At 40.1% G+C, this 22,426-nt stretch carries 18 protein-coding genes; 4 read left to right on the forward strand and 14 right to left on the reverse strand.

Features of this window, described 5'->3' with window-relative positions; genetic code table 11:
• Nucleotides 1-96: 96 nt before the first annotated feature.
• The 14 genes from mdoH to ATS72_RS11960 all read right to left on the reverse strand — a co-directional run bounded on the left by mdoH (nt 97) and on the right by ATS72_RS11960 (nt 16,498).
• Nucleotides 97-2,058 carry a glucans biosynthesis glucosyltransferase MdoH gene (gene mdoH / locus ATS72_RS11895; RefSeq protein WP_058430295.1) on the reverse strand — a complete coding sequence of 654 codons (1,962 nt, stop codon included), beginning with the start codon at nt 2,056-2,058 and terminating at the stop codon, nt 97-99.
• Nucleotides 2,030-3,649 (reverse strand): glucan biosynthesis protein, encoded by a 1,620-nt coding sequence (locus tag ATS72_RS11900; protein ID WP_010558081.1) that lies wholly within the window; start codon nt 3,647-3,649, stop codon nt 2,030-2,032. The genes mdoH and ATS72_RS11900 overlap by 29 nt, the downstream gene beginning before the upstream one ends.
• A gap of 253 nt (nt 3,650-3,902) precedes the next feature.
• A complete protein-coding gene (locus ATS72_RS11905; protein WP_058430296.1) occupies nt 3,903-6,635 on the reverse strand; it encodes an ExeM/NucH family extracellular endonuclease in 2,733 nt (910 codons plus the stop codon).
• A gap of 130 nt (nt 6,636-6,765) precedes the next feature.
• On the reverse strand, nt 6,766-7,776 hold the full coding sequence (gene hemB / locus ATS72_RS11910) for a porphobilinogen synthase (protein WP_010558079.1): 1,011 nt from the start codon (nt 7,774-7,776) through the stop codon (nt 6,766-6,768).
• A 12-nt stretch (nt 7,777-7,788) separates the two neighbouring features.
• A complete protein-coding gene (locus tag ATS72_RS11915; RefSeq protein ID WP_058430297.1) occupies nt 7,789-9,642 on the reverse strand; it encodes a sensor domain-containing diguanylate cyclase in 1,854 nt (617 codons plus the stop codon).
• Nucleotides 9,642-10,427, reverse strand: a complete 786-nt coding sequence (locus ATS72_RS11920) for a TatD family hydrolase (RefSeq protein ID WP_058430298.1) — start codon at nt 10,425-10,427, stop codon at nt 9,642-9,644. Before ATS72_RS11920 ends, ATS72_RS11915 begins: the two co-directional genes overlap by 1 nt.
• Nucleotides 10,427-10,927, reverse strand: coding sequence for a hypothetical protein (locus ATS72_RS11925; protein WP_058430299.1), 501 nt, complete (start codon nt 10,925-10,927; stop codon nt 10,427-10,429). Before ATS72_RS11925 ends, ATS72_RS11920 begins: the two co-directional genes overlap by 1 nt.
• Before the next feature lies 1 nt (nt 10,928).
• Entirely contained in the window at nt 10,929-11,669 is a 741-nt protein-coding gene (gene tatC, locus ATS72_RS11930) for a twin-arginine translocase subunit TatC (protein ID WP_006793859.1), read from the reverse strand.
• Between the two features lie 48 nt (nt 11,670-11,717).
• Complete coding sequence (tatB, locus tag ATS72_RS11935) at nt 11,718-12,050, reverse strand: Sec-independent protein translocase protein TatB (RefSeq protein ID WP_006793860.1); 333 nt, start codon at nt 12,048-12,050, stop codon at nt 11,718-11,720.
• Nucleotides 12,051-12,055: 5 nt separating this feature from the next.
• On the reverse strand, nt 12,056-12,295 hold the full coding sequence (tatA, locus tag ATS72_RS11940; RefSeq protein WP_033035675.1) for a Sec-independent protein translocase subunit TatA: 240 nt from the start codon (nt 12,293-12,295) through the stop codon (nt 12,056-12,058).
• Between the two features lie 80 nt (nt 12,296-12,375).
• Nucleotides 12,376-13,977, reverse strand: coding sequence for a ubiquinone biosynthesis regulatory protein kinase UbiB (gene ubiB, locus ATS72_RS11945; protein WP_058430300.1), 1,602 nt, complete (start codon nt 13,975-13,977; stop codon nt 12,376-12,378).
• Nucleotides 13,978-13,986: 9 nt separating this feature from the next.
• On the reverse strand, nt 13,987-14,661 hold the full coding sequence (locus ATS72_RS11950; protein WP_058430301.1) for a ubiquinone biosynthesis accessory factor UbiJ: 675 nt from the start codon (nt 14,659-14,661) through the stop codon (nt 13,987-13,989).
• Between the two features lie 11 nt (nt 14,662-14,672).
• A complete protein-coding gene (ubiE, locus tag ATS72_RS11955; RefSeq protein ID WP_006793864.1) occupies nt 14,673-15,428 on the reverse strand; it encodes a bifunctional demethylmenaquinone methyltransferase/2-methoxy-6-polyprenyl-1,4-benzoquinol methylase UbiE in 756 nt (251 codons plus the stop codon).
• An 83-nt stretch (nt 15,429-15,511) separates the two neighbouring features.
• A complete protein-coding gene (locus ATS72_RS11960; protein ID WP_058430302.1) occupies nt 15,512-16,498 on the reverse strand; it encodes a GGDEF domain-containing protein in 987 nt (328 codons plus the stop codon).
• Between the two features lie 531 nt (nt 16,499-17,029).
• Here ATS72_RS11960 and ATS72_RS11965 point away from each other — a divergent pair.
• The 4 genes from ATS72_RS11965 to ATS72_RS11980 all read left to right on the forward strand — a co-directional run bounded on the left by ATS72_RS11965 (nt 17,030) and on the right by ATS72_RS11980 (nt 22,354).
• Nucleotides 17,030-18,811: a DUF885 domain-containing protein gene (locus tag ATS72_RS11965; protein WP_058430303.1), complete on the forward strand. Its 1,782-nt coding sequence runs from the start codon at nt 17,030-17,032 to the stop codon at nt 18,809-18,811.
• 87 nt (nt 18,812-18,898) lie between these two features.
• Nucleotides 18,899-20,380, forward strand: coding sequence for an FMN-binding glutamate synthase family protein (locus tag ATS72_RS11970; protein WP_006793867.1), 1,482 nt, complete (start codon nt 18,899-18,901; stop codon nt 20,378-20,380).
• Nucleotides 20,381-20,450: 70 nt separating this feature from the next.
• Nucleotides 20,451-21,593, forward strand: a complete 1,143-nt coding sequence (locus ATS72_RS11975) for a methionine aminotransferase (protein ID WP_103379645.1) — start codon at nt 20,451-20,453, stop codon at nt 21,591-21,593.
• Nucleotides 21,581-22,354: an amidohydrolase gene (locus ATS72_RS11980; RefSeq protein ID WP_058430304.1), complete on the forward strand. Its 774-nt coding sequence runs from the start codon at nt 21,581-21,583 to the stop codon at nt 22,352-22,354. Before ATS72_RS11975 ends, ATS72_RS11980 begins: the two co-directional genes overlap by 13 nt.
• Nucleotides 22,355-22,426: the final 72 nt, after the last annotated feature.

The following is a 22,426-nucleotide window of genomic DNA, read 5'->3' on the forward strand; positions in this document are numbered from 1 at the left end:
AAAATTTTTTCTAGCTTCTGTGAAATCTATAGTTAGCATATATTTTAAGCATAAAAAAAGGAGCGCTAAGCGCTCCTTTTTAGTGTGATGGTACGGTTAATTAAACCTTCTAATTAACTTTGCTTTGAGGGTTTTGATTTTTAGCTTACGAACACGATGAAAACGTTGTACTGGCATTGTTGTTAATTGCTCTGCAGGTAGTGCTGGCAAAGCTTCAGGGTATTGTCCTTTGCTTGGTACTGATACTGTTTGTAAATGTACTTTAAGTGCAGCGAGTGTTTTGCTGTTATCGACTTCACTAGGGCATATAAATATACCTAGTTTTCTGAGCGCTACACCAAACTTAATACTACTCGAGTAACGAACAATGGGAGCTGCAAGTATCAGCCCTAATAAAATAGGTGATAACCACCAGAAAAATACAGGGGTAAAGTAATAAGCAACCCCGCCCCAAACAACTGCAACTACGGTTGAAAATAGTGTATAGCCAAAGGCTTCTTTCCACGACACCATGCGGCCTTCTCGCGGTTGAGCATCCCACGTTACTTTTTTACCTAAAAATACACATACTACAAAGTAAGCATGAAAAACCATCATCAGCGGTGCCACAATAACGGCAAACAAAGTTTCAATAACTGAACCAGCTATGAGTTTAATTGACCCACCAAAACGCTTATTTCTGTGGACTATGGTAACAATGACCCCCATTAACTTAGGCATTAATAAAATAATAATGGTTAAATAAAGTAATGAGTCAATTAAATCTGTTTTAGCTATTTGCCATGTAGGGAATAACTGATAAGCACGATTAAAATAGACATCACTGTTTAATGCGCGGGTAACTGCATCAATAGTACTTAATGCGAGCATTGATAGCCAAATAAGCGACGATATATATGCTGTGGCACCCAGTAAAAAATGAAACTTACTCATAAGCTTTAATTTATTTGATGACAATAAACCAAGGTGTTGAATATTGCCTTGTACCCAGCGCCTATCACGAATTGCGTAGTCTAATATATTGCTTGGAACTTCTTCATAGCTACCTTCAATTTCAGATAACAACAATACATCCCAATCTGCTGAGTGAAGTAAAGAAGCTTCAACAAAGTCGTGGCTGAGAATTTCACCACCAAAGGGGGCATTCCCTTTTAACGTAGGTAAGCCACAACATTTAATGAAGGCATCGACCCTTATAATTGCGTTATGTCCCCAGTAGTTAGCTTGATCGGTTTGCCAAAAAGCAGAGCCAGTAGCTAGCATGGGGCTGTAGAGTACCGATGCGAATTGTAAAAAGCGACCAAAAAAAGTATCTTGGCGAACCGGAATAGGGATTGTCTGAATAAGACCTGCTTGTGGGTTATTTAGCATGCTAGTTGTTAGCTCAAGCATACACTTGCCAGTCATTATACTGTCTGCATCGAGTACAATCATATGATCGTATTTACTACCCCAGCGTTCACAAAAATCCGTTAGGTTGCCTACTTTGCGGTGTTTATTGTCTTCACGGCGGCGATAAAAAATATGTTTGGCAGTATCTCCTAAGCGCTCGCATAGTGCGTGCCATGCATTGAGTTCATTCTCGGCTATCTGCGGGTCTTGTGTATCGCTTAGTAAGTAAAAATCAAAGTGTTCGAGCTGTCCGGTCTCTTTAAGCGACGCTAGACTTACTTCAAAACCAGCAATTACACGGTGGGTGTCTTCGTTGTAAATAGGCATTACAACCGCTGTTTTTTGCTTAGCAATAGCTTGGGCGTGGATCGCGATTGGTTTTATGCGCTTTAAGGTAAGTGGATCGATACGAAATAGCTGTAATACAAACCCTATTGTGCCACTACAAAATGCCGTCACTATCCATGCAAATGTAATAGAAAATAAGACAAGCAGTGCATACTCAAGCAACGTCATGCCGTTTGAGTTAAGTATGTCGAACATGATTGATATGCCATAGCCTGATATGAATATAGCGGCAATTGCAAAAAGCCATACACGAGCTGTTTTAAATGGCATTGTCGTTCCCTTTTTTTGCTTACTTGATGTCATTTGGATACCAAACATAGCTCCATACCTCACTAATGTCTTTGTCACGTAGTTTTAACGATAAGCGCATATCGACGGGGTTGTCGTCTTGTGGTGCAATTTTAAAAGCAACACGCCAGCCGTACCCTTCAGGCAGCTTTTGAACGGATACATCACTTACTTCACCCGTAGTAAGCTGAATATCTGCATTTAACTTAAGTTGTTCAGAGAGAGCATTTAGAGCAGGGCCAGAAAAATCAACAGTGAATTGACGATGACTTTGTGGTGGCGGGTTATCTTCACCGGGCAATGCCGCGCTGCCGATACGAGTACGAACTACATGTGCTTTTTCATGTTTGTTTAAACTGCTATTAAACGTACTCATTTTGTAGCTAAGTTTTAATGAATCACCAGCTTTGAAGGGGTTTTCTGGTACCCAGTAGCTAACAATGTTGTCGTTTGTTTCGGTATCTGTTGGAATTTCTACTAGCTCAACACGGCCATTGCCCCATTCACCCTGAGGTTCAATCCACAGGCTTGGGCGATCATGGTAATGTGCTTCTATATCAAAATAGTTATTAAAGTCACGGTCGCGCTGCGCAAGCCCAAAACCTTTAGGGTTTTCGTACGCAAATGACGTAACACTCAGTTGCGATGGATTATTCAGTGGGCGCCATACCCACTTGTCATCCTGTGATTGAGTTAACAAACCATCAGAGTCATGCACCTCAGGACGATAATCATCAAAAAATTTTGTGCTATTTTCACCATGATAAAACATGCTCGTTAGTGGTGCGATGCCTAACTTTTTCACGTCTTTACGGGCAAATATTTGCATGTCTATTTTAACGGTTGTGTTGGTAGTAGGGTCAATATTAAATTTATAAGCGCCAGATACTGATGGGCTATCAAGTAATGCAAACAGTACAATGCTAGTTTGTTCTGCTGTCGGTTTTACTAGCCAAAACTCTTTAAACATAGGGAACTCTTCGCCAGATGCAAGCGCTGTATCAATTGCTAATCCGCGAGCTGAAAGGCCATAAACTTGGTTTGGACCTACAACACGGAAATAAGAAGCACCTTGAAACACCATAATCTCATCTTTATAAGTATTAGTATTTAAAGGGTAGTGAAGCCTAAAACCTGCATGGCCAAGCTGTGTATTGGTTGTGCTTTTAGTTAACTCATCTTTTAGCGGTGCAGCCGTTCCATCGTAATTATAAAAGTCAGTATTAAAGGGAAGTCTGCTGTGTTTTGAGTCGCTATCAACAGTATTTATTGTCACCGGTGTTTTGTATAAAAAACCAGGATGAAATAGCTGTAATTCATACAAACCATCATCTTTCCAAACAGCTTGATCTTGTTTAAAACGAATGGAGCGGTAATCTTGATAATTAATGTTATTTAGTGCATCAAGTTCAATATTGTTTGGCGCCTTATAGTCTTCACTGGCTAATTTTTTTGCACGTGCGCTGATAACATCAAATAAACTACTTTGTGAAATAGAGGCTTTGGTGGTACTTGCTAATGCTTGGTTACTAACTGCAAATGTTGAAAGTGCAATAAATAAACCCAAAATCGATTTAGTATGAGACTGCCATCGTGTTGTTAATTTGATAAGTTGCTTCATTTTTTCTTCCTTTATGAAAACGGCTAGGTCACATTTAAAAGTGATTTTTTTACTTAATGGGTAAGCCTAAATTAATCTATGAATTTGATGTTAAGTACTGAAGTTACGAGGTTTGTAAAGTTACATTTAATAAAAAATGAACTACCTAACGCAAAAGATATTAAGGGGGGATAGCTGAAGCTTGTCTGAATTATTTTTACAGAGGAATAAAAAAAGCCGCGAATGCGGCTTTTTATTTTTTACTTTAAGCTAATTATTTCTTTTTAAAGCGACGCACTATAGAAAGTGGTGCTAAAAGAAGAGATAACCAAAGCAATGAGCCAGCATCGTTATCATCATCTGAACGCAAGTTATTTACCTTCACAGCAACTTTTTCAGCTTTTGATACATTACCAACGCTATCTTCAACTTGTACAGTAAACGTAATGCGGTTTTCAAATTCATAATCAATTTCACCAGCAACAATTAGCTGACCTTGATCATTAATTGACACACTATCGTTTTCAGACACGATAAATTTAACAACAGGTGAATCTTCAGGGTTAGGATCTGAGTAATCAAGCATGCCAATAACAGTACCTACAGCGCTGTTTTCATCAATAGAGAATACTTGATCTGGGGCAACCACAGGAGTCTGTTCTTCTGGTGTAAGCACAACTTCAGATTTGATATCAACAATCACAGGGTCATGATCAGACGCGCGGTATGCACTTTCTGAGTAAAGAGTAGACTGATGCCCTTCGCTCTTAAACTCTACATTGTAATCAAGTACGATAGGCTCATCGGCATTAATGTGCCAATCTTTAGCAGCCACTACTTTACTAAGTAAAGACTCAGTCGCCACTGCATGGTCAAGGCTACCAGCGCGGCCTGAGAAGCTGTAAGAGTAAGCTAATGTATTACCATCAAGCTCAGCAACAACATTTTTGTAGCCTTTTTCGTCAAATTTGCGAATTGGATCTTCCATCGCGTAGGCGTTCATATCACCCACTAAGATAATATCTTCGTCGTCTACACCTGTTGGTTTGCTGTCTAACCAATCAGCAAATGCGCTTGCACCTTCTGTACGGATTTCATTCCAACATGCTTGACCATCGTTTTGATCTTCATTAGCGCCACTTGCACTACCACAACCGCCTTTTGATTTTAAGTGCGCTACAGCAACAGTAAATACTTCTTGCGACTCTAACGATTTAAAGCTTTGTGCGATAGGTGTACGGTTGCTGAAATCAAATGGTGCTGCGGTAGTAATAGCAGCAGACCCTACTTCTTCAACTTTGTTTGCGCGGTAAATAAGTGCTGTTGTAATTGCGTCAGTACCTACTTGGTTAACATTAAAGTCTACAAAAGCATATTCGTTAGCACTGTCAGCATCATTTAGTGCGTTTACTAAACTTGCAATTGCACTAAACTCACCAAAGCCATCGTTTTCAATTTCCATTAAACCAACAACGTCAGCTTGCATTGCGCTAATTGCACTTACTAACTTAGCTTCTTGGCGAACCAACTCTTCAAGTGAGTCAGCACCGCGGCTGGTTGGGAAACCAGCGCCTTGGCCGTCACCGTTGAAGTAGTTTAGAACGTTAAAGCTTGCAACACGTAAGTCTGCTTCAGGATTTAGTTCCGGTGCGTCTTCACGTGGATTAGTTGCAATAAACTGCGGTGCAACTGTTGGGTGAATACGGTATGTGCTAAAGCTATACGCTAATGCGCCTGTTACGCTGTTCACACTATCGCCTGTACGTAATGTGTTTTCTGCTGATAAACCTGGGGTCGGGTAAGCAGTAGGATCTGAGTTTTGAACAGTTGAACCGTCATCAACTAAGATTTTTTTAGTTAGGTTTTCTACTTCAACAGCGTTAGCTGCATCGCCAGGCATAGCAACTTGTGTGCCTTGGTATAAACGTTCTGTTGCAAGCTCAACTTCACCGTAACGGCCTAAACCAAAGTTATTTGTTACAACTAACTCTTGGTCTAAAGTAACCAGCATGCCTTCAAAGGCTTCTAAATCATCTTGGCTTGCTAAAGGTAAAGAAATTTTAGTGGCGCTTACTGATTGACCCGTTGCACATACCGCAACTTGAACAACATCAGAAATTTGCGTTGAATCGTAGTATTCATCAACTGTACCTTGAACACGTACGTGATCGCCAACATTTACATCTGTATCTGCAAAGTAAACAAATACACCTTCAGAAGTTAGTGGGTTTGTATCTTCATCAGCGGCAAGAGAGGTTACAAAGAAACCTTTAAGTTCATCATCGCCTTGGAAGTCGGCAGTAACAATACCTTCTAGTTCTACTAGTGTGTCAACTAGTGGGCTTTCGTTTCCTTCGCCTTGAATAGCACTAATTAGCGTTTTGTCTGCAGCACATACGATTGGATCAATTGGATCTGGTTCAGGCTCTGTTCCGCCACCATTACCCGCATGAGAACCGAGACCAGTAAATTCATTTTGATCGAACTGCGCCCATTCTTCGCTAGGATTAAAGGTAGCATCAGGAGTAACACGACCTGTTACTATTCCATCTTTGCGTCTTAATGTTTTGTTTGCAGTTTCTACCCCGCCTTCTGACCAAGATGAGCCAGGATCTACACCACGTTGGCCGAAGCTATCAACAACTGTTGTTCCTTGCATTAAAACTAAAGCATCATCACCATTAAAGTTTACTACGGAGTCAGATAAATCTGCTTTTGCAATAAGGGCTGAATCAGCTCTTGAGTCAGCATTAACAATAACATAAGTGCTATTAGCAGCAAGAGTACCGCTTAACGTTAATTCAGTAGAAACTGTGCTAGAGCCATTAGAATAGCGCTGCAATGTGTAATCACCTAGAGAGATTTCCGATGATGAAGTGTTATATAGCTCTATCGCTTTATTATAGCCACTACCTTCAACATACTCAGATATGATTAAGTTAGCGGACGCTGGTGCACTAAGACCTGCTAGTACAAGCGCCAGTGGCGTTATTTTTGTTTTTAACATTTTTTATTATTCCCGTGTATTTAAATCCCAAAATGGGACACCAGTTTAGAGAATCTAAATGACAAAAATAATACAATTATGTTAATGAATGTAAACGAAAAGGCGGTTTTACCGCCTTTTTATCAATTACTTACTTTTTAGTGAGGTATTGCGCGGCTTGCTTAGCGAAATAGGTTAATATGCCATCAGCCCCTGCGCGCTTAAAAGCGAGTAAAGACTCCATAATTGTGGCTTCTTCGCTCAGCCAACCGTTATCAATCGCTGCTTTGTGCATTGCGTATTCTCCACTAACCTGATATGCGAAAGTAGGTACACCAAATTCGTCTTTAACGCGGCGGACAATATCAAGGTAGGGCATACCGGGTTTAACCATCACCATGTCGGCACCTTCTTGTAAATCAAGCGCGACTTCTCTAATTGCTTCATCTGAGTTGGCAGGATCCATTTGATAGGTTTTCTTATCGGCTCCTTTTAAGTTACCTGCAGAGCCTACAGCATCTCTAAAAGGCCCGTAGTAGCTAGAAGCATATTTAGCTGAGTAAGCCATAATACGTGTATGAATATGGCCATCTGCTTCAAGTGCTTCGCGAATAGCGCCAATACGACCATCCATCATGTCAGATGGCGCAACTACATCTGCGCCTGCCTCGGCGTGCGAAAGCGCCTGCTTAACAAGAATTTCTGTGGTTATGTCATTAATTACATAACCTTTATCATCAATAATGCCGTCTTGACCATGAGTAGTAAATGGGTCAAGGGCTACATCGGTAATAACCCCAAGCTCAGGAAAAGCTTCTTTTAAAGCGCGCACAGTACGTTGTGCTAAGCCATCTTCATTGAAGGCTTCTTCAGCCATCAGTGATTTTTTGTCACCAGGAGTTACCGGAAAAATAGCCACGGCAGGTACACCTAAATCTACAAGCTCTTTTGCTTCTTCAAGCAAAAAATCAATCGATAAACGTTCAATTCCAGGCATTGATTCGATGACTTCTCGGCGATTTTTACCTTCTAGTACAAAAACAGGGTAAATAAGGTCATTTACGCTAAGGTGGTTTTCGGCCATTAGACGACGAGAAAAGTCATCGCGGCGCATTCTGCGCATACGAGTATATGGGAAAAGGTCTAGTCCAGATTGGGCCATATTACTATGCTCCTATTGTATAGTTTCAAAATTAACAACTTGGTTACGACCTTGTTGTTTAGCGCTATAAAGTGCTTTATCTGCGCATTCAGTGAATAACTCAGGGGTATTTATATCATCAGCGATAAATGTATAGACACCGGCACTAATCGTAAATTTAACCTCAGCACCAGCAACAATGACTGGGTTTTGGTATATATGTAGTCGTATTTGTTCTGCTATATCAAAAGCGCCTTGGTTTGCAGTGTTAGGGAGTAAAATTACAAACTCCTCACCGCCATAGCGAGCGACCTCATCCAGCGGTCGTTTCAAAAAGCGTTTGATAATATCAGCAGTTGCTTTTATAACGTTATCACCGCTTAAGTGTCCGTAGGTATCGTTAATTGTTTTAAAGTGATCGATATCAATCATAATAATACTTAGCGGTGTTTGTTCTCTTCGTGAACGACGAAGTTCCATTACCAGTTTCTTATCAAAAAAGCGGCGGTTTTTAGCGCCTGTTAGCGCATCTTCTGTATTTAGCTGTTCAAGCTCTCTGTTTTTTTCTTCAAGTTCTCTAAGTGTTACTTGTAGTTCAAACGTGCGCTCATCTACTTGTGATTCAAGTTCGTACTGAGCTTCTTCTTGAAGTGCGAGCCGCTCTTTTAACAGTGTGTCTTGAGCCGTACTTTCTGCAATCACAGTTTGCTGTTCGATTATCTGCTCATCTCGTTCAGTTATAAATTGCTTCATAACTGCATAACACAAGCAAAATGTACAACTAAAAAATAACACCGATATAATGACCAACCCCATCGTTTCAAAGGTGTACCATCCCATCACGGTTATAATAAAATAAACCGTTACTGCATTAAAAAAGCCTAAAGCTAGTAATAATGCATTTATAGATTTTGAAGGGTGGGAGCGAGTAGATAAGTAGGTTGTTAAAAAGTACAGACTTAAAACAAGAGGGGTTAATATTAGGCAATATGCAGTGACCAACCAGTTAGGAAGTAGCCAAATAAATAATAGAGAGGCAGCCAGCAATTTTGTTATTAATTTTTGCACACGTATAATTTTTTGAGCGTGAGGCTTGCACATTTGTTGTTGAAGAGGGAAAAACAACAGCGCGATTAAAATAAGTAATATTGGCATTATTACTTGTTGGATTGTGGGAGTATTTGGGTGCAAGTAACGAAATCCAAAGCCGCCAAGGTACGCTAGAAAAAGTCCTAGCGTGAAAGTGATCGCTCCCGCTAGTGCAAAATAGCGCTTTCGAGTAAATCCATACAAAAATATACAGCTTAATGCCAATGCTGCTAAAAAGCCGACCATTAACCCATAAACTAAGTTAAAACCCTCTTTTTGAGTTAAATAAACATCTTGTTGCCATAAACTGATAGGGATACGTAAACCTGATGGGTTACTAACTTTGAGAATAACCCGAGTGGAGGAGCTTGCTGGAAGCGTTAATTTAGTTAACAAAAACTCACTCTTTATAGTACGTTCGTCAAGTGAGAATGAATCACCTAGCCGCATTTCTGACAGTATTTTTGTATTATTTAGGTGAAACAGCTGAACTTCATTTAAAAATGGATTGTCTATTAAAATTAATGGACTAAAGCGACTATTTAACGTGTTATTTATTTCAAACGTAACCCAAACAGGGCGACTTTCTAGGCCAAAATTTAACAGTTTGGTGTTAACCGAACGCCATTGGTTAGGCTCAAGTTGTAAAGCTGTCTCTATCGATGAAGGCTCAAAAGAATAAGTAAGATTTGTAACGATATGGGATGAAAAATCTGAATTTATTACTACGGTAGACGCAAAGCTTTTAAAAGTGAAAAGCACTATAAGTAGGCAAATAGCAGCCTTTATACTGTTCATTAACGGGCTTCTAAACCAAAAACAGCATAAAAGTTATCTGTTGTTTGCTTAGCCACACTCTTGGCATCTATTTGATATAGCTCAGCAAGTGTTTGGCAGACATGCGTTAATAGTGCTGGCTCATTTCTTCGCGACTTAGGCTTTGGTTTAACTGTGCGTGGAATTAAAAAAGGCGCATCAGTTTCTATAAGTAAGCGGTTTAAGGGAATGCTTGGGACTAAAGCTTGCAATGCTTGTCCGCGTCTTTCATCACAAACCCACCCTGTGATACCAATGTATAGCCCTAATGCTAAATAGCTTTTGAGTGCGTTTTCGTCTCCTGTAAAGCAGTGAAGCACACCGCGAACATTGAACTCCGTAAGAATATTGATCATGTCATCACTCGCATCACGCTCATGCAAATAAACCGGTAAATTTAACTTTTCGGCTAGTGCAAGTTGGCGTCTCAATACGCTACGTTGAACATTTCGAGGCGAAAAATCACGGTTATAATCAAGCCCGCATTCACCAATAGCAACAACCTGAGGTTGAGTGGCAAGCAGTGTTAATTGGTCTTCTAATGAATCAGTTGCTGTTTTGGCATCATGTGGGTGAATACCGGCGGTTGAAAACAAGTGAAAGCTTTTAGCAAGTGCTAAAGATTGCTCACTCGTTGATATGTCGCAACCAATAAGCAGCATTTTTTCGACACCCGCGCTTTGAGCGCGGGAGATGATATCTGAATGCTCACCATCAAACTGATGGTTTGCTAAGTTAACGCCAGCATCAACCAGTGTGTAAGGCATTACTTAGTTCGTTTAACGCGAATAGAACGGTTTTGACCATCTTTTCGTAATAAAAATGAGTTAAATGCACCGCGGGTAATGATTACAGCATCAGACTTTTTCAAACGCATGCTATCAGAACCAACTTGGCGCCATTTTTGGTTGTTATCCAAGGTGATGATCAGCTCGCCATAGGGGGCTTTGTCAACAGATGTGACCGCTGCTTTTATTTCACTGTCTTTTTCTGCTTGGTCTTTTTTGTGCTCTAAACCAAAGTCATCCTTTGGCGCTTCAACTGCAACAACAGGGACATTGGTGGCTGTTGTTGGCGCTTTAACTTTTTGGGTTACTGTTGATTGTGTAAGTGGTTTACCCGCCATTGTATTGTCGTAACACAAGAGACGGTTAAAGTCATTTTCGATAAAGCTACACGCTTTTAGCGCTTGAGTATTAATGTCTGATTGCGCAGAAAATGCAGGTGCGCTCAATATAACCAGTAGTGAGAGTATTTGTTTTTTCATTTTATTCCTCAACTTCTTCTCGTGGTTTAGCGGTGTAAAATTTCGCTAAAATTAAACCTAATTCAAACAAAAGCAACATCGGAAATGCTAATAATGTCTGCGATAAAACATCGGGCGGCGTTAAAAACATCGCCACAACAAAAACACCCACCACAATATAAGGGCGCTTTTCTTTTAAGCTCGTTGTTGTCGTTGCACCACTCCAGCACAAAAGCATAATAGCAACTGGAATTTCAAATGCGACGCCAAATGCGAAAAACAGCTTTAATACAAACCCTAAATAACTACTTATATCTGGCGCTAGGGTCATCATTTCAGGCCCCGTATTGGTAAAAAAACCTAAAATAATGGGTAGCACTACAAAATAGCAAAATGCGATACCGCCATAAAATAGTAAAATACTGGAAGCAAGAATAGGCATCAGCATTTTCTTTTCATGCTGATATAATCCCGGCGCTATGAACCCCCAAATTTGATGCAATATCCAAGGTATAGACGCAAATAATGCAACAAATAAAGTCAGCTTAAATGGGGCAAAGAAGGGGGCAGTGACATCGGTTGCAATCATGGTTGCAGTGCTTGGCAAATGAGAGACTAACGGCTGTGCAACAAACGCGTATATATCGTTTGCAAAATACACTATTGCAATAAAAATAACTAAAATACTCAACAGTGATTTTATAAGCCTGTCACGCAGCTCTATTAAATGAGCTACAAACCCCGATTTTACTTCCTCAACCATTTTTATTTATACCATTTAGTAAGTTGACCATAGAAAGGTAAATTAAATTCACTTTTTTTCATCAATTTGTTGGTTCGGTTCTGATTCTTGTGGCTGTTTTTTATAGCTGTGAGTTACTGATTCTGCAGCCTGTTTTAGCTCACTTAATGAGCTTTGTAATTCAGGGCTTAAGTCTTGTAGGTTTTGTTGCTCAGCTTTTTTTAGGTTTTCGTGGAGCTCGTGTACGCGCAATTCTTCACTCACTTCAGCTTTAACTGAATTAGCTAGAGATTTAACAGTTTTGATCCAGCGACTAACCGTTCTTATTGCAACGGGTAAACGTTCAGGCCCTAATACAACAAGCCCTACAATAAAAACAACAACTAGCTCCCACATGCCCATGTTAATTAAGCCTTATCGGTGTCTTTTGTTTTTTCGGTATCAGTAGTCGTCGTTTTTTGTGACGTTTGAATTTGTTCAGGGGAGTCTGTTTCAGTTGGTTTTTCATCCGACATTGCTTTTTTAAACCCCTTAACAGCACCGCCTAAGTCACCCCCCATGCCGCGTAATTTTTTAGTACCAAAAAGAAGTACAATGATTGCCAAAACAATCAATAATTGCCAAATACTAATGCCGCCCAATCCCATGGTTCTCTCCAAATAATAAAATGATTAAATGTATATTTTAAATACTAATTATACGCCTTAAACCGTAAATAGCACTTTGTTTATGTGTGTCGCCATGCCGCAATAAAACACGCGGCGGAACAGGTTGCTGTAACGCCCGCAGCAATTAAATCATGTTGCAAATAACACAGTGCAGACACTACCAAAGTAGCACTCCCCAACAAGCTAAGCACTAACGCTTTATGAGAAGCTGGCTTTACAGGTGCGTGGGTGCGCACTGGGCGCTTTAAGTTTTGATAAATCAAGTCAGGTAACTCAGGCATTTTTTCTGCCCAGAATGGTAGGTTTGCATACATTTGTTTTAAGACAGATAACGGCCCTACTTGTTCTTTAACCCACTGCTCTAAGAAGGGTTTAGCCGTTTTCCATAAATCTAGTTGAGGATAAAGCTGTCTTCCCAGCCCTTCAACATAGAGTAATGTTTTTTGAAGTAGTACTAATTGTGGTTGCACCTGCATATTAAATCGACGCGCGGTGTTAAATAAATTTACCAGTACATGCCCAAATGATATTTCAGCAAGTGGCTTATTAAAAATAGGTTCGCAAACAGTGCGAATAGCAAATTCAAACTCTTCGATACTGGTATCTTCAGGAACCCAGCCAGAGTCAACATGCAGTTGGGCTACTTGGCGATAGTCGCGATTAAAAAAGGCGATAAAGTTTTCTGCTAAATAGCGCTTATCTTCTTTGCTTAAGGTACCAACAATACCGCAATCAATACCAATATATTTAGGGTTTTCGGGATGCTCGCGAGATACAAAAATATTACCGGGATGCATGTCTGCATGAAAAAAACTATCTCTGAATACTTGTGTAAAAAACACTTCTACACCACGTTCTGCAAGCAATTTCATATTTGTATTTTGCGCTATTAACGACTCGGTATCTGACACGGGTATACCGTAAATACGCTCCATCACTAACACGTTGCTTCGGCTGTAATCACTGTAAACAGTAGGAATATAGAGTGCATCTGAATCATCAAAATTACGTTTTAATTGAATGCCATTGGCACCTTCACGCATTAGGTCTAATTCATCAAGCAGTGTTTTTTTATACTCTTTTACTACTTCAACAGGGCGCAAACGTTTTGATTCGTTATGAACATTAGCAAGCACCTGAGCAAGCTTTTCCATTAATGCTAAGTCTGCATTTATTTGTTCATGGATGTTTGGGCGAATTACTTTAATGACAACATCTTGCTCAATATTATCGTTGTCAACTAGTGTTGCAGTATGCACTTGCGCTATTGATGCAGATGCCAATGGCGTTTGTGAAAATTCACTAAACAGCTCGCTAATGTCATTAATATCGAGTGCATTTTCTATAATTTGTTGCGCCAATTCACCTTCAAAAGGCTGAACTTGGTCTTGCAAAAAGGCAAGCTCTTGCGCGATATCGTGAGGAAGTAGATCGCGACGTGTTGACAGCATTTGGCCAAATTTAATCCATACAGGTCCTAGCTCTTGTAATGCTAAACGTAAGCGCAGTCCTGCAGGTTTTTCTTTATGCTGATTTCGTAGCCAAAATAAACACCCCCTGGCAATTTTTGCAAACCAAGGTGTTTTACTTTTAGGCACTAATTCGTCTAAACCATAGCTAAGTAATGTTTTAGTGATGTAATACAATCGTGAAGAAGACACAAAAAGTCCTTAGCGTGTTTTGGCGCTTAATAAAGTGTTTATACGCTGCTCTATGGCGGCAACTTGGCCTTTTAGCTCTCGGTTTTGTTGTTTAAATTGTGCAAGTTCTAAAGGGTGAATTGTAACAGCTAGCTCGTCTTGAAATAAGCTTGTTAACGTGGTGCTTAGTTGCGCGTTAATTTTTCTACCATGGCGCTTTATCGACATAAAATGCAAATAAAGTTGTTGAGCTGGTGCATCGCCAATATAACTTGATAACTGTTCGGGCCAATCTATGTCTAACCCTGAAAATGCACCGCTATATGCTTGCGCTATATTCAAGTCGCCTTGTAAATCGAGTTTATCTTGACGAATTAGCTGTGTAAGCATGGCTGGGTTTTTAAGAGCAACAAGCGTGTCTATATCGGCGCTGATCATGCAATCGCTATAATCGCTGTTGTCAGCGGCATAAAGGTGTAATTTTTCGTCAGCAAAAACAACCTGTATGGTTTGTTGCCAGTCTCTAACTTCAACAAGTAAACGCTGTTGTTTTACCGTGTTTAGCTTTTGGGCAACGTTAGGGTCGAGTTTAAGTGCTTGATTTAAAATGCGCTCAACAAGCGAAAGTACAAAGTTAGGTAGCATCAAAAAGGTCGATGTGTTTGTATTATCACTGTTTTTTTCAGATGCTTGATCAAGCGCCATGACTCAGAGCCTTAATATTTAAAACCACGGTGAAGGGCAACAATTCCGCCAGTTAGGTTTTGATACGTTGTTTGTTCAAACCCAGCTTCATCCATCATTGCTTTAAGCGTATCTTGGTCTGGGTGCATACGAATCGACTCTGCTAAATATTGATAAGACTCACTGTCGTTAGCAACTAGCTTGCCCATTGTTGGAAGTAAATTGAACGAGTAAAAATCATACGCTTTGCTAAGTGCTTCGTGTTTTGGCTTAGAAAACTCTAATACTAACAAACGACCACCTGGCTTTAGTATGCGATACATTGAGCGCAGCGCCTTGTCTTTGTCGGTTACATTACGTAAACCGAAGGCAATGGTGATCACATCAAAGCTGTTATCTGGAAATGGCAGCATTTCAGCATTCATTTGTACGTAGTCAATATTGCCTACAAGGCCTAAATTATGAAGCTTTTCACGACCTACTTTGAGCATAGATGAGTTAATATCGCCCAAAACCACTTGGCCAGTTTCACCGACCAGTTGACTAAATTTTGCAGTTAAATCGCCTGTACCACCGGCTAAGTCAAGAACATGATGGCCTTTACGCACGCCTGAACTGGCTATAGTTTGACGTTTCCATAAACGGTGGACACCAAAAGACATTAAATCATTCATTACATCGTACTTAGCCGCAACAGAGTGAAATACATCTGCAACCATTGATGCTTTTTCGTTTTCAGCAACGGTTTTGTAGCCAAAGTGCGTGGTCTTTTCTGGGGTCTCGTTCATGATTAATCTCTATCGTGGCAATAAGCACTAGTGTACTTTATTGTGCACCGAAGGTGCAATTTGAATATGATTTATCAGGTGTTTTATTGGCCGGCGGTAAAACTACTTTGGCCAAGAGAGCGGGCTTTAAATGCCGCATGTGATGCCTTTTTAGCCAACTGGTTAAAGTCTTCTTTTTGCTGATGCTGAGCGATTCCCAGCGATAAGTTAATGCTGGGCAGTTTTGCGCCACTTTTTGAGCTTACAAAACGCAGTTTTTCTACACCTTTACGAACTTTTTCAGCAATGAGAATCGCTGTTTCAGGGTCAATGTCAGCTAATAAAACAGTGAACTGATCTTTAGCGGTACGCCCCGGTAAACCACTTTGCATTACATACTTTTGAACTTGTTTAGCCACTTTGTTTAAAATCACTTCACCAATAATATCGCCAAAGTTATCAACAAAATGCGCTAAATTATCGATTTGAATGGCAATGGCACAAATAGACTTGTCTTGAGTCGCCCATAATTCAGTTTGTTGGGTTAAGTAATGGCGTTTAAATAAGCCAGTTTGACTATCTATAATGTGTTGCTTACGAAGTTGAGAAAGCTGTTTTTGTGTTCTTTCGTGTAGTTTTTTTGCTCTCGTTAGCTCTTGTTTAAACTTTTTATGTTGCGCGAGTAACTCAGCAGTTTGCTTATCAAGTTTGTTAAGTGCTTGGCGGCTTTGTTCTATATTGTTTTCGTCAAGCGAATGAACACATTCACTCACTTGATCTGCAAAGCGACTGATTTGTTTTTCTGTATTTTGCGCATTGTTAGACAATGAAGTAATAACGCCGTCTACGTTTTGAATCATCGACACTTGCGTCTTGTGTCCGACATTTAAAAATTCAAAATAAAGTTGCTCTATTAATACGCCATCAATGTTTTCATCGGTGGAAATAGCGCGATCTAATGTTTTATTTAATTTTAAATTTGCTTGGCTAACGTAGGTGTAAACAACTTGAAAATTCAGGGGCGTTGGCGGCAGTGCATAGCGTTCTAAGAACATACACACTTGAGTCATTTTCTCTTGAGCAATAGCCATGGAATCATGGAACATCATTATTTAATACCAACTAAATACGCATCAATGCTTAATTTATAATTTCATTCCATGAGTCGATTGCGCGTCCAAGCTTTTTTATTATTTTTTACTACTGTATTCGTTATAACTGCTATTAAAAAGCAAAAATAGGGCCAAGGGAACTTAAATTTTACTTTAGTCGCTTAATAGCTGCTTTTCTCATCAATTAGGCTTGTTTTTAGCTCATTTAATAGGATTGATCGTTTAATAAATACTTTTTAAAACTGTACTTTTAGAGTTGATTTTTATTTAAAACTTTATCTTACAGTGGTGGTTTTAGTAATAAGGTAAAGGCACGTTATAAAGAGACGCTATTGCAAATGCGCCTGATAGCGCAGTGTAATAGCAATATGCTATATCATAGCTTGCCCTTTTATTGAATAAGCTTTAAGCCTGGTAGGGCGTTAACATCAACGATACTTGTCTCATTTACTTGCTATTTACTGAGTCTGCGATAGCTTTGTGAAATTCATTATCTGACTAAATTTTATTATGACGAATAATTTATTACTTAAGCCATTTCGCAATACACTTATCAGCATGACGCTTTTATGTACTTTAAGTGCCTGTCAATCCACAAACTATAATGCTGATAGTCAATTTACAGCGGTTGCAGATAGCATTGTTGATTACCGACAAAGTTCCAGCCCTTACGGCAACATTGAGGGTGTTAATGGTTATTTGTTAGCGAATCTATCGCCTGAGTTTTTAGAGCAGCAATACAATAAAAAAACTCAGTTCTTGGCTGAGCTAGACGCCTTAGATGCAGCGTCCCTGAGTGATGAAAACCAAATAAACTTCAGTATTATTCGCGCTCAAGTACAAAACAGCGTTGACGAATATGTATTTAATGCTCATTACATGCCGCTAACTTCTGAGTACGGTTTTCATTCTGGCTTATCGTATATTGTAAACAGCAGCCAATATAAAACACTGCAAAATTATCAAACCTATTTAGCACGTTTGGCTCAGGTCCCTCGCTTTTTTGAACAAAATATTTATTGGATGAAAAAAGGTCTTGAAACAGGTTTAACGCAACCTAAAGCGGTGCTTGAAGGGTACGAAGAATCAATATCAGCCTATATAGTTGAGGATGTTACAACGTCTGAATTTTATAAACCTTTTTTAAAAAATAACGCAGGCTTGCCAGAGGGTGAATTTAAATCACTTCAGCAGCAGGCGCAGTCTGTAATAAAAGATAAAGTAATTGAATCATATAAAAATTATTTAGCTTTTTTTACACAGGAGTATCGCCCCGGTGCGCGCACTTCGATAGGTATTTCAAATACGCCAAACGGCGAATCGTTTTATAAAAATAGAGCTAAATATTACACCACTACCGAGATGACCCCTAAAGAGATACACGAGCTGGGGTTAAAAGAAGTTGCACGCATTCGCGGCGAAATGGAAGCCATTATAAAAGAAGTCGAGTTTGAGGGAACATTTGCAGAGTTCATTCACTTTTTACGAACCGATCCGCAATTTTATGCAACCACACCGGAGGAGCTACTTAAAGAGGCAGCATATATAGCAAAAAAAATGGACGCACAACTGCCTAAGCTGTTTCATACCTTGCCTCGTAAACCGTATGGTGTTGCGCCGGTACCCGCGAGCATAGCGCCCAAATACACAACGGGTCGCTACTCAGGGTCAAATAGAGATGATGAGGCGGGCTATTATTGGGTGAATACGTACGCACTTGATAAACGCCCACTGTATGTATTAGAAGCGCTCACTTTGCACGAAGCGGTACCGGGTCATCATTTACAAATATCATTAAATGCAGAATTAGAAACCTTGCCACGTTATCGTCGAGATGCGTATTTATCGGCATTCGGTGAAGGTTGGGGGCTTTACTCTGAGTACTTAGGCATTGAAGCGGGCTTTTATCAAAGTCCATATAGCCGATTTGGTCGTTTAACTTACGAAATGTGGCGAGCTGCTCGTTTAGTGGTAGACACCGGTATGCACATGTATGGTTGGAGCAGAGAGCGCGCTATGCAGTTTATGAGCGAAAATACAGCGTTGTCGTTACACAATGTGAAAACCGAAACCGATCGCTATATAACTTGGCCTGGCCAAGCACTGTCATACAAAATTGGCGAGCTTACGATTAAACGTTTACGTAAAGAGGCTGAGCAAGCACTTGGGCAAAGTTTCGATATTAGGGAGTTTCACCATCAGGTATTACGCCATGGCTCTGTCCCTTTATCAGTTTTAGAGGCGCAAGTACGTTTATATATTAATGAAGAGTTAGCCAAACAGAAGAGTTAGCCTACAAATGGTTAATTCTTGAATGCATAAAAGTGTTATGTCATTTTGGATATAGCACTTTTTTATTTTTACAGCAGCGGATCACCAATGAACAACTTTATAATGTTTAGTATTGACGTATTTGCGAGTCTATTTATTGTTTTTTTAGGCTTATTAGTTTTAATTGTGGCTGTTTTTTATATCCGCGATGTTACACAAACAAAGCATGCAATTAGGCGAAATTACCCTGTAATTGGACGCTTTAGGTATTTTTTTGAACGTCAAGGCGAGTTTTTTAGACAATACTTTTTTGCCCTCGACAGGGAAGAAATGCCTTTTAATCGTGCCGAACGTAGTTGGGTTTATCGCGCTGCAAAAAATGTAGACCGTACCGCGGCATTTGGATCTACACAAAGCTTAGAGGTCACAGGTACAGTAATGTTTATGAACTGCGCCTTCCCTACGCTTGATGAAGAAGCGCTTGCGCCAAGTGAAGTAACGCTTGGTCCCTATTGCCAAACACCTTATTCAACCAATTCTTTATTTAACGTATCGGGAATGAGCTTTGGTGCGCTATCTAAACCCGCTGTGCGTGCTCTTTCTAAAGGGGCAAAGCTCGCAGGTTGTTGGATGAACACGGGGGAGGGGGGCTTGAGCCCTTATCATCTTGAAGGTGGCGCAGATTTAGTTTTTCAAATTGGTACTGCTAAATACGGGGTACGCGATGAAAATGGCCAGCTCAGTATCGAAAAACTCAAACAGATTGCAGCACACGAGCAGGTTAAAATGTTTGAGCTTAAAATGAGTCAAGGTGCTAAACCCGGTAAGGGAGGCATGCTTCCTGGGCGCAAAGTGAATGCTGAAATAGCAAAAATACGCGGTATTCCTGAGGGCGAAGATTCTATTAGTCCCAATGGGCACCCTGAAATTAAAAACCCCAGTGATATTCTCGATATGATTGCGACGGTACGAAATACCACAGGTAAACCAACCGGCTTTAAGGCTGTTATTGGTGCGTATGGCTGGTTAGAAACCTTATTTGCTGAAATAAATCACCGTGGTATTGAGTCGGCTCCTGATTTTATTACCATTGATAGTGCTGACGGTGGAACTGGTGCTGCTCCTCAGCCCTTAATGGATTCTGTGGGATTACCACTTCGTGAAAGTTTACCGCTAGTAGTCAATATGCTTGAAAAACACGGACTGCGTGATCGCGTTAAAATCATTGTTTCGGGTAAGCTTATTGTGCCTTCTAAGGTTGCTTGGGCGTTAGCGCTTGGGGCCGATTTTGTTGTGTCGGCTCGCGGACATATGTTTGCATTAGGGTGTATTCAAGCAATGCAATGTAACAAAGATTCTTGCCCTACCGGTATTACTACTCATAACGAACGCTTGCAGCGCGGTTTAAACGTTGCGGATAAAGCGCAGCGAGTGGCTAACTACAATAAGTATATTCACTATGGCGCGGGGCTTATTGCTCACTCATGCGGTGTAACAAGTGCACGAGAGCTTAAACGCGAACATGTGCGTATAGTTCAAGAAAGTGGCCTTTCGGAGCCATTAGATAAAATTTACGAAAATTATAAGTAGGTTAAAATAAACAGATGTAATAGGTGCGTGTTTATTTTGAGTGGTTCCAAAAATGAAGTAAGGAAAGCGTGTGTTGAATAGTAAATTACCTGACGTTGGTGTGAGTATATTTAGCCAAATGAGTGAGCTGGCGAATCAGTTCTCTGCAATTAACCTTTCGCAGGGGTTTCCTGAGTTCGACACACCAAACTTTTTAAAAAGTCAGATTACTCATTATGTTCAACATGGTGTTAATCAATATTCTCCTTCAAGTGGTGTACCTAAATTACAGCAGCAAATTGCAAGTTTGATACAAAAAAAATACGCTACAGAGCTTAATGCTGCAAAGCAAATAACCATCACATCGGGGGCAACCGAAGCTCTTTTTGTTGCCATTCAAACAATAGTTCGCCCAAACGACGAAGTCATCGTATTTGACCCAGCTTATGACGCTTATAAACCCGCGATTGAGCTTGCAGGCGGGAGGTCCGTACATATTGCATTAAAGGCCCCCGACTATACGATTAACTGGCGTACGGTAGAGCAAAAAATTACAAAGCACACCCGCGCTATTGTTATAAACACGCCTCATAATCCAACCGCTAAAGTGATAACTCAACAAGACATTACAGAGCTTAAAAGGTTGGTTGGTACTTACAAGCTATATATTGTAAGCGATGAGGTATATGAGCATATTACACTTGATGAGCAACCACATTTAAGTGTATTACGAGATCAAGAATTGCTCGCTCAAAGTTTTGTTATTTCGAGCTTTGGTAAAACATTTCATTGTACAGGTTGGAAAATGGGTTATTGCATTGCCCCTGAACATTTAGCGAGCGAGTTTAGAAAAATTCATCAATATGTGACCTTTTCTAGCTTCACACCTGCTCAGCATGCATTGGCCGACATGTTAGAACAACAAAGCGAGCATGTAGATTCGCTCAGTGATTTTTATCAACAAAAGCGCGATTTACTTATACGTCATTTACTCGGCAGTCGATTTACAGTTTTATCAAGCCAAGGAACCTACTTTTTATTGTTAGATTATAGTGATGTATCTGATTTAAACGATGTTGAATTTTGCCATTGGCTAGTTGAGCAAGCAGGTGTTGCGGCAATACCTTTAAGTGTTTTTTATCAAACGCCACCGGGTGATAAAGTTATCCGCTTATGTTTTGCAAAAAATGATGAAACCCTAAAAGAGGCAACCCATATTTTATGTCAACTTTAACGCTTACATTGGTGCAAAGCTCTCTTCACTGGCTTGATAAAAGCGCTAATTTAGCGATGCTTGATAAGCAGCTCGAGGCGCTAATAGAAAAGCCTGACCTTATTTTATTACCTGAAACATTTGCCACTGGTTTTGCTATAAACCTTGACTGCGCGGAGCCAGAAAATGGCTTGGTGCTTACGTGGTTAAAACAACAAGCAAAAAAACATCATACAGTGATTGCTGGATCGGTGCTGGTGGCGCAAGGTAATAAAAAAGCCAACCGCTTTTATTGGGTAAAAGCATGTGGTGAAGTGAGCTATTACGATAAACGCCATCTATTTCGCTTAGGAAATGAGGGAGACTATGTACTAGCAGGAAGTGAGCGAAAAGTGTTTGAAATTAATGGCTTTAAACTATTACCGCAGGTGTGCTACGACCTGCGTTTTCCGGTGTTTCAGCGCAATAAAAATGACTACGACATAATGGTAAATGTAGCAAATTGGCCAGCGGTGCGACGCCCCGTTTGGGATACATTATTGGCAGCTCGTGCAATAGAAAATTTATGTTATGTGGTAGGGGTTAACCGTATAGGCGACGATGGCAATGGTGTTGCTCACAATGGTGGCACTGCAGTTTATAATTTTAAGGGAGAGGCATTAGCTAAGGCGGCCGATAACACAGAGCAGTTAGTAACAGTGACACTTGAAAAAAAACATTTAGAGACCTTTAAAGCGGCTTTCCCTGCTTATTTAGATGCTGATACGTTTACTCTGACTTAAATCATCTTCACATAGCACTAAACATATTAAGTGTTAAAATAGACGCTATTACATTGATTGGCGGCTAATTAG

Source organism: Pseudoalteromonas sp. 13-15, from assembly GCF_001468205.2.
Lineage (GTDB): Bacteria > Pseudomonadota > Gammaproteobacteria > Enterobacterales > Alteromonadaceae > Pseudoalteromonas > Pseudoalteromonas marina.

Excerpts from the sequence above, each read along its gene's own strand:
- mdoH (WP_058430295.1), bottom strand. The coding sequence starts at position 2,058 with ATGTTTGGTATCCAAATGACATCAAGTAAGCAAAAAAAGGGAACGACA.
- ATS72_RS11965 (WP_058430303.1), top strand. The coding sequence starts at position 17,030 with ATGACGAATAATTTATTACTTAAGCCATTTCGCAATACACTTATCAGC.
- tatA (WP_033035675.1), bottom strand. The coding sequence starts at position 12,295 with ATGGGATTGGGCGGCATTAGTATTTGGCAATTATTGATTGTTTTGGCA.
- ATS72_RS11900 (WP_010558081.1), bottom strand. The coding sequence starts at position 3,649 with ATGAAGCAACTTATCAAATTAACAACACGATGGCAGTCTCATACTAAA.
- tatC (WP_006793859.1), bottom strand. The coding sequence starts at position 11,669 with ATGGTTGAGGAAGTAAAATCGGGGTTTGTAGCTCATTTAATAGAGCTG.
- ATS72_RS11960 (WP_058430302.1), bottom strand. The coding sequence starts at position 16,498 with ATGGCTATTGCTCAAGAGAAAATGACTCAAGTGTGTATGTTCTTAGAA.
- ATS72_RS11905 (WP_058430296.1), bottom strand. The coding sequence starts at position 6,635 with ATGTTAAAAACAAAAATAACGCCACTGGCGCTTGTACTAGCAGGTCTT.
- ubiE (WP_006793864.1), bottom strand. The coding sequence starts at position 15,428 with ATGAACGAGACCCCAGAAAAGACCACGCACTTTGGCTACAAAACCGTT.
- ATS72_RS11915 (WP_058430297.1), bottom strand. The coding sequence starts at position 9,642 with ATGAACAGTATAAAGGCTGCTATTTGCCTACTTATAGTGCTTTTCACT.
- ATS72_RS11950 (WP_058430301.1), bottom strand. The coding sequence starts at position 14,661 with ATGGCGCTTGATCAAGCATCTGAAAAAAACAGTGATAATACAAACACA.
- ATS72_RS11920 (WP_058430298.1), bottom strand. The coding sequence starts at position 10,427 with ATGCCTTACACACTGGTTGATGCTGGCGTTAACTTAGCAAACCATCAG.
- ATS72_RS11925 (WP_058430299.1), bottom strand. The coding sequence starts at position 10,927 with ATGAAAAAACAAATACTCTCACTACTGGTTATATTGAGCGCACCTGCA.
- ATS72_RS11970 (WP_006793867.1), top strand. The coding sequence starts at position 18,899 with ATGAACAACTTTATAATGTTTAGTATTGACGTATTTGCGAGTCTATTT.
- hemB (WP_010558079.1), bottom strand. The coding sequence starts at position 7,776 with ATGGCCCAATCTGGACTAGACCTTTTCCCATATACTCGTATGCGCAGA.
- tatB (WP_006793860.1), bottom strand. The coding sequence starts at position 12,050 with ATGGGCATGTGGGAGCTAGTTGTTGTTTTTATTGTAGGGCTTGTTGTA.
- ATS72_RS11980 (WP_058430304.1), top strand. The coding sequence starts at position 21,581 with ATGTCAACTTTAACGCTTACATTGGTGCAAAGCTCTCTTCACTGGCTT.